This window comes from Zoogloea sp., assembly GCF_041911615.1.
In the GTDB taxonomy this organism is placed as follows: domain Bacteria; phylum Pseudomonadota; class Gammaproteobacteria; order Burkholderiales; family Rhodocyclaceae; genus Zoogloea.
The window spans coordinates 1-13,434 of the sequence record NZ_JAYROR010000029.1; the positions used below are offsets into that span (position 1 = coordinate 1).

Genomic DNA, 13,434 nt, shown 5'->3' on the forward strand with positions numbered 1-13,434 from the left:
CGAACAGGACCGTGAAACGAGACCGCGCCAATGATAGTGCACATCCGTGCGTGAAAGTAGGTCATCGTCAGACTCACCATACAACACCCCCTCAGGCACATGCCTCAGGGGGTGTTACGCTTTGGGGGAAAAAAGAGTCAAAAAACTACCACGCCAAACTTTAGTCGCATCCCGATTTAGCCGTCGGTACTCAAAGAAGTATTGTCCGCATCATGAAGAAATCTGATCTGCTGGTGCTGCTTGGGCTTTCGCTTCTCCTGCATCTTGCCGTTTTTTGGCCTTCGCCGGATGCGCGCATTCAGTCATCGGCGTTGCCGACCCTTTCTGTCCACCTGCCGGCGCCAGAGCCTGTTGCGAAGGGCGCTTCGACAGCGCAGACGGGGAAGGCTGCACGGTGGAGTCCGGAGAACCTGCAGATTGCCGGCACGTCATCGAAAGGTACGATGCCGGAAAATCGGCAGATGGCGCAGACCTCGCCGGGGGGAGGGGGGGCGCCCCGTCATGAGACTGATCGTTCTGCCGGGCAACGAGCTGCCGTTCGCAGCTTGGAGACCACGCCGCGTGCGCTCGATCTTGGCGTGGCGGCGGAGCCGATTGGCACGGAGACGCATATTAAATCAGGGGACGTGAGCGGCGGCTCGTTAGCGCGCTACCGTCTGGCGATCGCGGCCACTGCGGTTCGGATTCAGGAGCGGGACGCGCGGACCGACGCGTTGAACGGGGTCGCGATGGTCGAGATCCGATTTCAGGCGGGAGCGCAGTGGCCGCAGGTGACTCTGGCTGCGTCGAGTGGTATGGAGGACGTGGACCAGGCGGCAATTTCCTTGCTTCGGCGCGCGGCGCAACTCGTGCCGTTGGCGGTGGCTGGCGAGGTGACGGAGGGGCAGTTTCGTTTGCCGGTGGTGTTCGAACGCGTAGCGATGTAAGGCGGCGCGTTGCTCACCGATTCGTTTCGATGCCTGCGACTGGCGCGATAAAGGGGGCGGCCAGACTGGTGCTGTGGAGGTCGAAACGACCACGGCGCCGGTCTTCGAAAAAAGCCTTTAAGGTGTATTCGATCGAACGGAAGGCAATTTCATCCCAGGGAATTTCCGATTCGCGCATCAATACTGCCTCCAGGGACTCCTCTCCCGGCTGGAAGTCGAGATGCAGGAGGCGGGCTCGATAGATGATGTGGATCTGGCTGATGTGGGGGATGTCGATGAAGCTGAACATCGGTCCGAGTTCGACGCGGGCTCCGGCCTCTTCCAGCGTTTCACGGATCGCGGCGTCGCCGCAGGTTTCGTTGTTTTCCATGAAGCCGGCAGGCAGTGTCCATTTGCCGTGGCGGGGCTCGATGGCGCGCTTGCACATGAGGATCTTGTCGTCCCAGGTGGCAATCGCGCCGACGACCACCTTTGGGTTCTGGTAGTGGATCGTGCCGCACTGGTCGCAGACATGGCGGGGCAGGTTGTCGCCCGGCGGGACTTTCAAGAAGACCGGGGCGCCGCAGTTTGAGCAGAAATTCATGGCCGGATCAGCAAAGACGATGGAACGAAGTTGGTATCGGCATTCTAAAGCAAGGTGCCGGACTTACCTTCGTCATCCGTTGTGGGAAGTACTCCCATTCAAGGGCGGCGCTTCCTGTCCGATAATGCCGGGTAGGGCTGCCGTGCAGTCGAAACAGTAAATTGGAACGTACATGGTAGTGTCAATCGACGTCACGAAGTTCGAGCACCTGAAGGCGTCCGGCGATCTGCCGTCGCCCAAGGGCGTGGCGCTGGCGATCATCCGCCTGATCCAGCAGGAAGAAAGTTCGATGGGCGATCTGGCTCGGGTCATCAAGACCGATCCGGCGTTCGTCGGTCGCCTCATCAAGGCGGCGAATGGCCTGACGGGCTATAACCGGCGCGCGATCGCATCGGTGCAGGAAGCGTTGATGGTGCTCGGTCTGCCGGCGGTTCGCACCCTCGCGCTCGGATTTTCGTTGCTCTCGAGCTATCGCGACGGCAACTGCAAGGGGTTTGACTACGATCGCTACTGGACGGGGTGTCTGGTGTATGCGCTGGCCATGCAGGCGATCACCCAGCGCACGCGCGTCGCGGCGGCCGAGGAAACCTTCTGCCTGGGCCTGCTGGCGCGCATTGGCGAGTTGGCGCTGGCGACGCTCTATCCCCAGGACTACGGGAAGGTGCTTCAGCAGACGGTCGAGTATCGCGAGTTGTCGCTGGTGGCGCTCGAACAGCGGGCGTTTGCCCTCACGCACCGCGAGCTGACCTCGGCGATGCTGGCCGACTGGGGGTTGCCGCGTATTTTCCACGAGCCGGCGTTCTTTGCCGAGGTGCCGGAGGAGTCCGGCTACGCGGATGGGTCGCGGGAGTTCGTGATCGTCCATTCCCTGCATTTCGCATCCTTCATCGCCGAGGTCTTCCTGGCGGAGGAGGCCGAGCGGCCGCACCTGATGCAGCAGCTCTTCGAGATCGGGGCGCGGCTCGCTTTCGACCCCGTCGCCATCAACGAGCTGTGTGATGGCGTGGTGCGGGAGTGGCAGGCTTGGGGCAATCTGCTCGAGCTGAACACCTTGGCGATTCCGCCTTTCAGCGAGCTGGCGAGTCGCGGCGAGGCGATTGCTGCGAGTCTGGCCAACGAGGCCAAGGTGCGCGCAGGTCAGCTTCCGGTCCGTACCGTCGAGCCCGCCGCCGAGCCCGCGGGGGGCGGGCTGCCCAACCCGCTCACGGCTACGCCGGGCATGATTCAGGCGATGCGGGTACTGATCGTCGATGACGATGCGTCGATGCGCGCGCTGGTCCGCAAGGTGCTGGAAACGGTTGGGCACCAAGTGCTCGAGGCCTCGGATGGCCGGGCGGGCATGGAGATGGCGCTGGAGTTTCAGCCGCAGTTGATGATCGTGGACTGGTTGATGCCGCAGATGAACGGCCTCGAACTGACCCGCGCGCTGCGGCAGACCAAGATCGGTCGCAGCATCTATATCCTGATCATGACCAGCCTGGACGACGACGATCGCCTCATCGAGGCGTTCGAGAACGGCGTCGACGATTTCATGAACAAGCCGATCAATCCGCGGGTGCTTGCAGCGCGGTTGCGAGCGGGCCAGCGGGTGATCCGGCTTCAGCAGGAGCTCGACCGCGATCGTGAGGAAATCCGGCGCTTTGCTGCCGAGCTCGCCGTGTCGAACCGGCGACTGCAGGAAGTGGCGTTGACCGATTCCCTGACCGGCTTTCCGAACCGTCGCTACGCCATCGAGCGGATGCAGCAGGAGTGGTCGGTTTCGTCGCGGACGCGTCGGCCCTTGTCGGGCATGGTCATCGACGTGGATCAGTTCAAGAGCTACAACGATTCCCATGGCCACGACGTGGGCGACGCCGTGTTGCGCCAGGTTGCGGCGTCGATCAAGGGGGCCCTGCGTGCGCAGGATATCGTGGCCCGCACCGGCGGTGACGAATTCTTGGTGATCTGCCCCGATACGGGGCTCGACGCGGCGCTGGCCTGCGCGGAGCGGGTGCGTTTTGCGGTGGAGAGCGGGCCGCTGAAGACGAGCGGGCAGTTGCTCGAGATGTCGGTGAGTATCGGCGTGGCCACCCGCGATACGGTGATGACCGATCCGGACGCGCTGATCAAGCGGGCCGATCAGGCCCTCTATCTGGCCAAGGAAAAAGGGCGCAACTGCATTATGACGGCCCAGTCGCTACGTCCCGGACCGTTGATTCCGCCGCGCTGACGCCGCATCGCGCGGCTCGCCGCTCCTCCGATCGCCTGCGCGATATGCCCATTTTGGGCGTATGCGTAGGCGATTTTCTTACTTGGGTTTACGTGTTTGCCCCTACGCAATTTTCCGAAGCCCTCGCATGGCGAGACTTGCCGGTGGACGGCAGAATTTGCCGCAGATAAAGCGAGGTTTGCCGAGGAGATTCGCAATGAACACCAACACCATGCACGACGAGATCAGGGAACTGAACCTGGCGTACCTGATGCTCGCCCAGCAGATGCTGCGGGATGACCGCGCCGCGGCGATTTATCGCCTTGGCATCGGCGAGGAGGTTGCCGACGTGCTCGAAAACCTGAGTTCCGCGCAGGTGCTGCGGATGGCCAACTCCAACATGCTGCTGTGCCAGTTCCGCTTCAACGACACCATGCTGGTGGATCTGCTGTCGTCCCACGGCCGCGAACGCGGCGCGGCGCACCTGCACGCGGCGATCCTGGCGGCAGGCCGCCCGGTTGCTCATCTGGCCTGAGCGCAGGCACCGATTTCGGGAGAGCATCGTGCGAAACAAGAGTGTGCTGCAGGAAGCGCAAGACATCCAGAAGGCGGTCGAGTTGATCCGCCTGGGCGCACGCATGCAGATGCTGGAAGCCGAAACCGCTCTGAGCCGCGAACGTCTGCTCAAGCTCTACAAGGAAGTGAAGGGCGTGTCGCCGCCGAAGGGGATGCTGCCGTTCTCGACCGACTGGTTCATGTCGTGGCAGCCAAACATCCACGCCTCGCTGTTCATGGCGCTTTATCGCTTCGTTCAGGCCAATGCGCGCCTCGCCGGCCTCGACGCCATCGTGAATGCGTACCGCCTCTACAACGAGCACATCGAATCCTTCGAGATGGAGCAGGTTCTGTCCCTGACCCGGGCATGGACGCTGATTCGCTTCTTCGACGCCAAGCTGCTGCAATCGGCCAAGTGTACCTGCTGCGGCGGCGAGTTCGTCACCCATGCTTTCGACCCGACCCACCAATACGTGTGTGGCCTGTGCCATGTGCCGTCGCGCGCCGGCAAGACTCGCCGGGCGGCGGCAGGTGAGGTTGTCGTTCCCTGACCCCTGACCCTCCCTCTCGATCGACGATGAGGTTATGCCGCCAGTGTTCGTCTGGCGGCATTTTTTTGGCCTGGGTCGGGCGACGACAGTCTTGCGTCGAGGTGCTCAAGTTTCTTCAGGCAGGGCCGATATCGCCGATGAAGAATAACGCATCCTGGCGGGCCGATCCGGCATCCGCCCACCGACTGAGGTTTCGGCGATGTTTCTGATCATCGGCTACGTCATCATTCTGGCGGCATCCCTCGGCACGTATGCCGTGCACGGCAGTCTGGCTGCCCTGTGGGTGCCCACCGAGTACATCGCCATCGTCGGTCTGACCATCGGCGGCTTCGTTGCCGGCAACGGCCCGAAGGCGATCAAGGGGACGATCGCCGCGCTGCCGACGATCTTCAAGGGGTCGCCTTACAACAAGGCGTTCTACATCGACGTGCTGTGCATGCTCTACGAGATTCTCGCCAAGGTCCGGAAGGAGGGGTTGATGTCGATCGAAGGCGACATCGAGAACCCGGAAGCGAGTCCGATCCTCTCGAAATACCCGGCGTTCACGGCCGACCACCATGCGGTGGATTTCCTGTGCGATTACCTGCGGATGATGGTCGGGGGCAATCTCAACGCGTTCGAGATCGAGAACCTGATGGACATCGAGATCGAAACCCATCACCACGAGGCTCATACGCCAGTGCACGTGGTGTCGAAGGTGGGCGACGCGGTGCCGGCCTTCGGTATCGTCGTGGCCGTGATGGGCGTGGTCAACGTGATGGGCTCGGTGGGCCAGCCGCCGGCGGTGCTGGGCAAGATGATCGGCGGCGCGCTGGTGGGGACTTTTCTCGGCATCCTGGTCGCCTATGGCTTCGTGGCGCCGGTGGCCGGCCAGCTCGAACAGAAGGTCGAGGAGGGCGGCAAGATCTATCAGTGCATGAAGGCGGTGCTGCTGGCGAGCATGAATGGCTACGCACCACAGGTGGCGGTGGAGTTTGGCCGCAAGGTGCTCTACTCGACCGACCGCCCGGGCTTTGCGGAGCTCGAAGAAGCGATCAAGAGCAAGAAGTGATGAGCGCCACGCTGATGCGCCATGACGCGTCGCGCATACCCCCGCATGGGGGAACGATACCATGAGTGACGATACCCAGCAGCCCATCGTCGTCAAGAAGATCAAGAAGGGTGGCGGCGGCGCCCATGGCGGTGCCTGGAAGATCGCCTACGCCGACTTCGTGACCGCGATGATGGCCTTCTTCCTGCTGATGTGGCTGCTCGGCTCGACGGCCCAGGGCGATCTGCAGGGGATCGCCGATTTCTTCAACTCGCCGCTCAAGGTGGCGATGAGTGGGGGCTCGGGCGCCGGTGACGCCACCAGCCCGATCATTGGCGGCGGTCAGGATCTGACCCGTTCGGTCGGGCAGGTCAAGCGCGGCGACGTGGATGGCAAGCGCTCGCTCAACATCGAGGCGGCCAAGGGCGCAACCAAGCCCACCGGCGACGACAACGCCGAGGCCATCAAGAAGGCCGAGGAGCGCAAGGAGCGCGCCAAGCTGGAAGACGTGAAGGGCCAGATCGAGGCGATCATCGAAGCCAGCCCGAGCCTGCGACCGTTCAAGAACCAGCTCCTCCTCGACATCACCACGGAAGGCCTGCGCATTCAGATCATCGACGAGCAGAATCGCCCGATGTTCGATTCGTCTAGCGCCGCGCTGCGCCCCTACACCCAGGAGCTGCTGCGGCAGATCGGGGCGACGCTGAACGGCGTGGACAACAACGTGAGCATTTCGGGCCACACCGATGCGACCCGCTACGCGGGGGGCGAGCGGGGCTTCTCGAACTGGGAGCTGTCGGCTAATCGCGCCAACGCGTCGCGCCGCGAGCTGGTGGCTGGGGGGCTCGCGGAGGGCAAGATGGTCCGCGTGGTGGGCCTCGCCGATACGCAGCCGCTCGAGCCCGACAACCCGAACGCGCCCAGCAACCGGCGCATCAGCATCATCGTGCTGAACCGTCAGGCCGAGGCGGCGATGCGCGCCGGCAACAAGAAGCAGCTCGACGTGAGCGCCGAGAGCGGCGTCGATGTTGGCGACATCCGTTCCGGTCTGGGCGCCACTGCGCCGCGTCCGGCGCAGCGGGTGCCCTAAAGAATGAGTGTCATCGTGACGATATGTCCGCGACTGCATCTCGATTTCAACGAATGATCATGAAACCCAAACGGACGACGGCGATTTCTCTCGGCCTGCTGTGGTCGGGTGCGATGGCGGCCGTCATGGCCTACGCGCCGACCAGCCCGGTGACGACCGCCATTGCGGTGAGCCTGATGGTGCTGGGCTGGGTTGCCCTGCTGTCCGTCGTTGAGGTGGCGTCGGCGCCGGTCGAACCGGGCAGCGTCACCACGCGGGTCGATCTGATTGCCCTGGAGGGCGTGCTGCGCGGCTGTGCCACGACTTTCCGTGAGCAGCATCAGGCGATTCGCGGCGAGGTGGATCGCGTGCAGGATATCCTCACCGGCGCCATCGCCTCGCTGATGACCAGTTTCCACGGGTTGCTGACCGCCACCCAGGCCCAGCAGAGCGTGGCCCTCAGCCTCGCGCAGGACGGCGAGCAGGGCGGCGATTCGGGTGGGAGCTTCGACGTGTTCGTCGAGAACACCTCGGCGGTGATGCAGCGGGTGGTGGACAGCGTGATTCTCAACTCCAAGCTGGGCATGGAGCTGGTCGAACTGACCGATCGCATCTCCCAGCGCGCCAGCGACGTCGAGGGCATCCTCGGCGAGATCAGCGGCATTTCCAAGCAGACCAACCTGCTGGCCCTTAACGCCGCCATCGAGGCGGCCCGGGCGGGCGAGGCGGGACGCGGCTTCGCGGTGGTGGCCGACGAGGTGCGCGAGCTGTCCACCCGCACCGCGCAGTTCAGCCAGCAGATCGCGGCGGTGATGAAATCGATGCGCGAAGGCGTCAAGGGCGCCGAAGACGCCATCGAACGCCTCGCTTCGACCGACATGAATTTCGCCCTCGAATCGAAGCAGCAGGTGGAGCAGGTGCTCGCCTCGATCGACGGCATCAACCAGCAGCGCAGCCGTGCCATCGTCCGTCTTGCCGAGCAGGCCAAGGAGATGGACGGCGAGGTGAATCGCGCGGTCACCGCGCTGCAATTCCAGGATCTGGTGTCCCAGCTCATCGGGCACGTGGATCGGCGGGTGGACGGACTCAACCAGCTCATGCAGGAGTTCGACGCCTTGACCGATAGCATTCAGCACGCAGTGGAGTCGGGCGATGTCGCGTCGCTGTGCGGTGCTGCCGAGGCAATCCGCGGCGAACTGGCAACCTTCGACGAGCGGGTCGGCGGCAATCCGGTGAGCCAGCAGAATGTTTCGCATGGCGAAATCGACTTGTTTTAGATTCAGAACCCTAGGAAAAAGACAATGGCCAAGACCGTACTCACCGTTGATGATTCTGCCTCCATCCGGCAGATGGTGTCGTTTACCCTGAAAAGCGCCGGCTACGAGGTCGTCGAGGCCGTGGATGGCATGGACGGGCTCGACAAATCCAAGACCAAGGCCTTCAACCTGGTGCTCACCGACCAGAACATGCCGCGCATGGACGGCCTGTCCCTCATCAAGGCGCTGCGGGGCACCCCCCAGTACCGCACGGTGCCGATCCTGATGCTGACCACCGAATCGTCCGATGCGATGAAGTCCCAGGGCCGCGCGGCCGGCGCCACTGGCTGGCTGGTGAAACCCTTCGATCCGCAGAAGCTCATCGAGGTGGTCAAGAAGGTGATCGGCTAAGACCGGGCCGGCATTGGTGCGCGACGGGAGACAGGCATGGCCATAGACATGAGCCAGTTCTACCAGGTGTTCTTCGAGGAGGCTGCGGAGCACCTGGCGAGTATGGAAGCGTTGCTGCTGGCCATCGATCCGGCTGCGCCGGACGAGGAGGACGTCAACGCGCTGTTCCGGGCGGCGCACTCCATCAAAGGATCGAGCGGCACGTTCGGCTTCCAGGACATGATGGAAGTCACGCACATTCTCGAAACCATGCTCGACCGGGTGCGCAAGGGCGAAGCCCCGCTGACCGACGACATGGTGGATGCCTCGCTGGTTGCCGGGGATGTGTTGAAGAATCTGCTCGCCGCCCATCGCGGCGAGGACGAAGCCGACCGGGAGGCCGCGGAGGCGATCTGCCACCGCCTCGAGGCGCTGTGCCGTTCGCTCGATGAACCGTCGGCGCCGCCGCCGCTCGCCGCGGTGCCCGAGCCGGTGCTCGAACGCGTGCCCGCGACCTCCACCTGTGCCAGCGGTTTCGATCTGTACTTCACCCTCGCCGGCGGGCCGTCGCCGGAGAGCCTGGCGCATCTGGCCGACGAGCTGGGCGGCTTCGGCATCGTCGAGACCCTCGGCGTGCCGAGCGACGAAGATCCGGCCTGCCATCTGCGCATCACCACCGAGGTGGGGGCGGATGTCCTGCGCGGCGTGCTGGATTTTCTGGCCGACGGCGACAGCGTGCGGGTCGAGCCCTTTGGTACGCCCGTGGCCGACGATGCGGACGGCGCTTACGGCTTCTTCGAGCAACTCGAAAACGTGGTCAACGAAGCCTACGGTTTCTTCGACCCGCAGCCCGAGCCCACGCCCGGCAGTGGCGAAGGCGAGGCCTACGGCTTCTTCACCCCGTTGGTCCCGTCGGCGCCCGAGTCCGAAGCCTACGGTTTCTTTACCGATCTGCCGGCGCCCGATCCGGTGCCGCAGCCCGCCGCCGTCGCCCCCGAGGAAACGGCCTATGGCCTGTTCGAGCCGATGGTCGCGCCGGCTGCTGAGCCCGTGGCCGAGGCGCCGACGGCCACACCCGCGGCGGCTGCGCCGGCGGCGGTGTCCGCCCCGGCCAGGAAGCCGGCCGCGCGCGCCGCCGGTACGGGCGACAGCGGTTCGATCCGGGTCAGCGTCGAGAAGGTGGACCAGATGATCAATCTGGTCGGCGAACTCGTCATCACCCAGGCGATGCTCACTCAGGCCGCCAGCAATGTCGATCCGGTGATCTTCGAGCGCCTCATCAACGGCCTGGCCCAGCTCGAGCGCAATACCCGCGACCTGCAGGAATCCGTGATGTCAATCCGGATGATGCCGATCTCGGTGGTGTTCAGCCGCTTCCCGCGAGTGGTGCGCGATCTGTCCCAGAAGCTCGGCAAGCACGTCGAACTGAAGACGATCGGCGAAACCACCGAGATGGACAAGAGCCTCGTCGAGCGCATCACCGATCCGCTCACCCACCTGGTGCGCAACAGCCTCGACCACGGCCTCGAGACGCCGGAGAAGCGCCGCGCCGCCGGCAAGCCGGAAACCGGCACGATCACCCTGTCGGCCTATCACCAGAGCGGCAACATCGTCATCGAAGTGGGTGACGACGGCGCCGGCCTCAACCGCGCCCGCATCCTGGCCAAGGCCAAGGAGCGCGGTATGGCGGTGAGCGATGCGATGACCGACCAGGAAGTCTGGCAGCTGATCATGGAGCCGGGCTTCTCAACCGCCGAGCAGGTCACCGAGGTCTCCGGTCGCGGCGTCGGTATGGACGTGGTGAAGAAGAACATCTCGGCGATGGGGGGGCGGATCGAGCTCGATTCGATGCCCGGCGTCGGCACCCGAATCACCGTGCGCCTGCCGCTCACCCTGGCGATCCTCGACGGCATGAGCGTCGGCGTCGGCCCCGAGACCTACATCATCCCGCTGGGTTACGTGATGGAGTCGATGCAGCCCGAGCGCGGCATGATGAAGAGCGTCTCCGGCGTCGAGCGGTTGATTCAGGTGCGCGGGGAATACCTGCCGGTGGTGTGCCTCCACGACGTGTTCCACATTCAGGGCGCGATCACCGACTGGTCGAAGGGCATCATGGTCGTGCTGGAGGCCGACGGGCAGAGCGCCGCACTGTTCATCGACCAGCTCATCGGCCAGCATCAGGTGGTCATCAAGAGCCTTGAAGCCAACTACCGGCGCGTGCCCGGCGTGGCCGGCGCGACCATCATGGGCGACGGCCGGGTGGCGCTGATCCTCGATGTGCCGATGCTCGTCGGCATGGCCCGAAGGGTGATGCCGGCGGCTGCCTGAGCGGTCGACGCGGGCGTTGCAGTCAGTCGCGGGGCCGCCTTCGGGCGGCCTTTTTTCATGCTCCGCGGGAACGCGGCGATGCCTTCAGAAAGGCAGGGGGCTGCCGTAAAAGCCTTATTCCCAACGAGGAGCGTTCCATGCTGCAGGCCACTCAAACCTCCGCAGTCCTTGAGTCGGAAGAGTCCGGCTTCGCCCAGGAGTTGCTGACTTTCACCCTCGGCGCCGAAGAGTACGCCATCGACATCCTGAAGGTGCAGGAGATCCGCGGCTACGACGCGGTCACCTCGATCGCCAACGCGCCGGCCTTCATCAAGGGGGTGATCAACCTTCGCGGCACCATCGTTCCGATCGTCGATCTGCGCATCAAGTTCGCGGTCGGCGTGGCCGAGTACACCCCGTTCACCGTCGTGATCATCCTCAACATCGGGGGGCGCGTGGTCGGCATGGTCGTCGACGCGGTGTCCGACGTGATTTCGCTACAGCCCGACCAGATCCGCCCGGCGCCCGACTTCGCCTCGTCGGTGGATACGGCTTACATCCGGGGGCTTGGCGCCCTGGGCGAGCGGATGCTGATCGTCGTCGATATCGAGCGCCTGATGCTCTCCAGCGAAATGGCGCTGGTGGACGAGGCGACCCAGTAAGCCGCTGACCTCAACTCCAAGCCGAAGGTAACTGTCATGAGCGGAATCCTCTCCCCCGCCGTTGGCGTGATGAACCGCTTGTCGGTCCAGGGCAAGCTCGCGCTGCTTGGGCTGATCGCGATGGTGCCGGTGTGCGTGCTGGCCTACATGTTGCTGGACCGAGTCCAGGGTGAGATCGACTTCACGCTCAAGGAAACCGAGACGGTGCAGCTGGTCATGCCGGCCCGGCACCTGATGCAGGCCGCCCAGGCTCACCGCGGCGTGTCGCAGACCGTCATCGGCGGCAACAACGCCCTGGCGGGCCGGCTCGACGAACTGCGCGCCGCCGCCGTGGCTGCCCTCAAGGCCGGCGACGAGGTGGACGCCCGCTTTGGCGGGGCGCTCGGCACGCAAAAGGAATGGCAGGGCATTCGCAACGATTGGGCGGGCATCCAGGCCAAGTCGGTGTCCGTCGATGCGACGGAGAGCTTCCGCCTGCACAGCCAGTACATCGCGCGAGTGCGTGATTTCATCACCCACGTGGCCGACGCGACCAATGCAACCCTCGACCCGGAACTCGAAACCTATTACCTGATGGACGTCTTCACCATCCGCCTGCCGGGACTGGCCGAGGACGCGGGGCTGATGCGGGCGTTGGGCGCCGGCCTGGCGACGCGCCAGAAAGTGACCGATGCCGAGCGGGTCGAGATCGGCGTCCTGGTTCATCGTATCGCCGATGGGCGCGGCGCCATCGCCGCCGCGATCGGCAAGGCCGGTGGCAGCGATCCGGCGCTGCGCACGGCGCTCGAGTCCACCGCCCGGCCGCTCGACGCCGCGATGCAGGATTTCGTGGGCCTGGTGGAGGGCAGTCTCGTCAAGACCGCTGACATCGTCGTGGCGCCGCCCAAGGTTTTCGAGGCCGGCACCAAGGCCGTCGACAGCGCCTATGCGCTGTTCGACATGAGCGCCCGGGAGTTCGACCAGCGGCTGACCCAGCGCCTGACCCGTCTGGAGCGGGTGCGCGCAACGGCGATCGGCGTGATCGTGATCAGCTTGCTGGTGGCGGGCTACCTGTTCCTCGGCTTCCGGCGCGCCATGTTGCACGGCATCGGCGAGATTCAGCGCGGCGTCGGGCGGATGAGCGAGGGCAAGCTCGACGTGCCGCTCGAAGTGGTCTCGTCGGACGCCTTCGGCCAAATCGCCGGCGCCCTCAACGGGATGCAGGCCAGCCTGCTCGCCAAGATCGAGGCCGACAACGAGGTGGCGGCGACCAACCTGCGGGTGCGCAACGCGCTCGACAAGGCCTCCACCAACATCATGCTGGCCGACAACGACGGCCAGATCGTCTACTGCAACGCCGCCGTGCTGGCGATGCTGCGCAAGGCGGAGGCGGATATCCGCAAGGAGCTGCCGGCCTTCGCCGTCGAAGGGTTGGTCGGACGCAACTTCGACGCCTTCCACAAGCACCCCGCCCACCAGCGCAACCTGCTGGGCCGCCTCAGCGGCGAGCACCGGGCGGAAGTTAAGGTCGGCGGCCGGACTTTCAGCCTGGTGGCGAATCCGGTGGTCAATGCCGAAGGCACGCGTCTCGGGTCGGTGGTGGAGTGGGTGGATCGCACCGATGAAGTCCGCGTCGAGCAGGAACTCGCCGATCTGCTGGGCGCCGCGGTGTCGGGCGATTTTGCCCAGCGTCTGTCGCTGGAGGGCAAGACCGGCTTCTTCGCGACCCTGAGCGACAGCCTCAACAACCTGATGGGCATCGTCGCCACCAACCTCGAAGACATCGCCCGTGTGCTCAACGCGATCGCCCGTGGTGATCTGACGGAGAAGATCACGGCGGAGTACGGTGGGACGTTCGGTCAGCTGAAGGACGACACGAACACGACGGTGGAGCGTCTGCGGGAGGTGGTGAGCCAGATCAAGGAGGCGTCGGAGTCG

General features: G+C 64.6%; 12 protein-coding genes. 11 read left to right on the plus strand and 1 reads right to left on the minus strand.

Annotated elements, in window-relative coordinates; translation table 11 throughout:
• Positions 1 to 212: 212 nt before the first annotated feature.
• Complete coding sequence (locus tag ACE3P2_RS03225; protein WP_374260949.1) at positions 213 to 926, plus strand: hypothetical protein; 714 nt, start codon at positions 213 to 215, stop codon at positions 924 to 926.
• Between the two features lie 13 nt (positions 927 to 939).
• On the opposite strand, the gene ACE3P2_RS03230 is transcribed toward ACE3P2_RS03225, so the two are convergent.
• Entirely contained in the window at positions 940 to 1,509 is a 570-nt protein-coding gene (locus ACE3P2_RS03230) for an NUDIX hydrolase (protein ID WP_374260952.1), read from the minus strand.
• Between the two features lie 172 nt (positions 1,510 to 1,681).
• Between ACE3P2_RS03230 and ACE3P2_RS03235 the strand changes: the two genes are divergently transcribed.
• The 10 genes from ACE3P2_RS03235 to ACE3P2_RS03280 all read left to right on the plus strand — a co-directional run.
• On the plus strand, positions 1,682 to 3,718 hold the full coding sequence (locus ACE3P2_RS03235; RefSeq protein ID WP_374260955.1) for a diguanylate cyclase: 2,037 nt from the start codon (positions 1,682 to 1,684) through the stop codon (positions 3,716 to 3,718).
• Positions 3,719 to 3,914: 196 nt separating this feature from the next.
• Positions 3,915 to 4,232: a flagellar transcriptional regulator FlhD gene (gene flhD / locus ACE3P2_RS03240; protein ID WP_374260957.1), complete on the plus strand. Its 318-nt coding sequence runs from the start codon at positions 3,915 to 3,917 to the stop codon at positions 4,230 to 4,232.
• A 28-nt stretch (positions 4,233 to 4,260) separates the two neighbouring features.
• Positions 4,261 to 4,803 carry a flagellar transcriptional regulator FlhC gene (flhC, locus tag ACE3P2_RS03245; RefSeq protein ID WP_374260959.1) on the plus strand — a complete coding sequence of 181 codons (543 nt, stop codon included), beginning with the start codon at positions 4,261 to 4,263 and terminating at the stop codon, positions 4,801 to 4,803.
• A 199-nt stretch (positions 4,804 to 5,002) separates the two neighbouring features.
• The gene (gene motA / locus ACE3P2_RS03250; RefSeq protein ID WP_374260961.1) at positions 5,003 to 5,854 is read left to right on the plus strand and encodes a flagellar motor stator protein MotA; all 852 of its coding nucleotides are present in this window, start codon (positions 5,003 to 5,005) and stop codon (positions 5,852 to 5,854) included.
• Positions 5,855 to 5,915: 61 nt separating this feature from the next.
• The gene (gene motB, locus ACE3P2_RS03255) at positions 5,916 to 6,923 is read left to right on the plus strand and encodes a flagellar motor protein MotB (RefSeq protein ID WP_374260963.1); all 1,008 of its coding nucleotides are present in this window, start codon (positions 5,916 to 5,918) and stop codon (positions 6,921 to 6,923) included.
• Positions 6,924 to 6,982: 59 nt separating this feature from the next.
• Positions 6,983 to 8,179, plus strand: coding sequence for a methyl-accepting chemotaxis protein (locus tag ACE3P2_RS03260; RefSeq protein WP_374260965.1), 1,197 nt, complete (start codon positions 6,983 to 6,985; stop codon positions 8,177 to 8,179).
• A 24-nt stretch (positions 8,180 to 8,203) separates the two neighbouring features.
• A complete protein-coding gene (locus ACE3P2_RS03265) occupies positions 8,204 to 8,569 on the plus strand; it encodes a response regulator (protein WP_374260968.1) in 366 nt (121 codons plus the stop codon).
• A 36-nt stretch (positions 8,570 to 8,605) separates the two neighbouring features.
• Positions 8,606 to 10,876: a chemotaxis protein CheW gene (locus ACE3P2_RS03270; protein WP_374260971.1), complete on the plus strand. Its 2,271-nt coding sequence runs from the start codon at positions 8,606 to 8,608 to the stop codon at positions 10,874 to 10,876.
• A gap of 137 nt (positions 10,877 to 11,013) precedes the next feature.
• Positions 11,014 to 11,517: a chemotaxis protein CheW gene (locus ACE3P2_RS03275; RefSeq protein WP_374260973.1), complete on the plus strand. Its 504-nt coding sequence runs from the start codon at positions 11,014 to 11,016 to the stop codon at positions 11,515 to 11,517.
• 36 nt (positions 11,518 to 11,553) lie between these two features.
• On the plus strand, positions 11,554 to 13,434 hold a 1,881-nt coding region (locus ACE3P2_RS03280; protein WP_374260975.1), incomplete at its 3' end, for a HAMP domain-containing protein.

Coding starts and splice junctions, on each gene's coding strand:
- flhD (WP_374260957.1), top strand. CDS start 3,915: ATGAACACCAACACCATGCACGACGAGATCAGGGAACTGAACCTGGCG.
- ACE3P2_RS03230 (WP_374260952.1), bottom strand. CDS start 1,509: ATGAATTTCTGCTCAAACTGCGGCGCCCCGGTCTTCTTGAAAGTCCCG.
- ACE3P2_RS03225 (WP_374260949.1), top strand. CDS start 213: ATGAAGAAATCTGATCTGCTGGTGCTGCTTGGGCTTTCGCTTCTCCTG.
- ACE3P2_RS03270 (WP_374260971.1), top strand. CDS start 8,606: ATGGCCATAGACATGAGCCAGTTCTACCAGGTGTTCTTCGAGGAGGCT.
- ACE3P2_RS03260 (WP_374260965.1), top strand. CDS start 6,983: ATGAAACCCAAACGGACGACGGCGATTTCTCTCGGCCTGCTGTGGTCG.
- ACE3P2_RS03265 (WP_374260968.1), top strand. CDS start 8,204: ATGGCCAAGACCGTACTCACCGTTGATGATTCTGCCTCCATCCGGCAG.
- motA (WP_374260961.1), top strand. CDS start 5,003: ATGTTTCTGATCATCGGCTACGTCATCATTCTGGCGGCATCCCTCGGC.
- motB (WP_374260963.1), top strand. CDS start 5,916: ATGAGTGACGATACCCAGCAGCCCATCGTCGTCAAGAAGATCAAGAAG.
- ACE3P2_RS03235 (WP_374260955.1), top strand. CDS start 1,682: ATGGTAGTGTCAATCGACGTCACGAAGTTCGAGCACCTGAAGGCGTCC.
- ACE3P2_RS03275 (WP_374260973.1), top strand. CDS start 11,014: ATGCTGCAGGCCACTCAAACCTCCGCAGTCCTTGAGTCGGAAGAGTCC.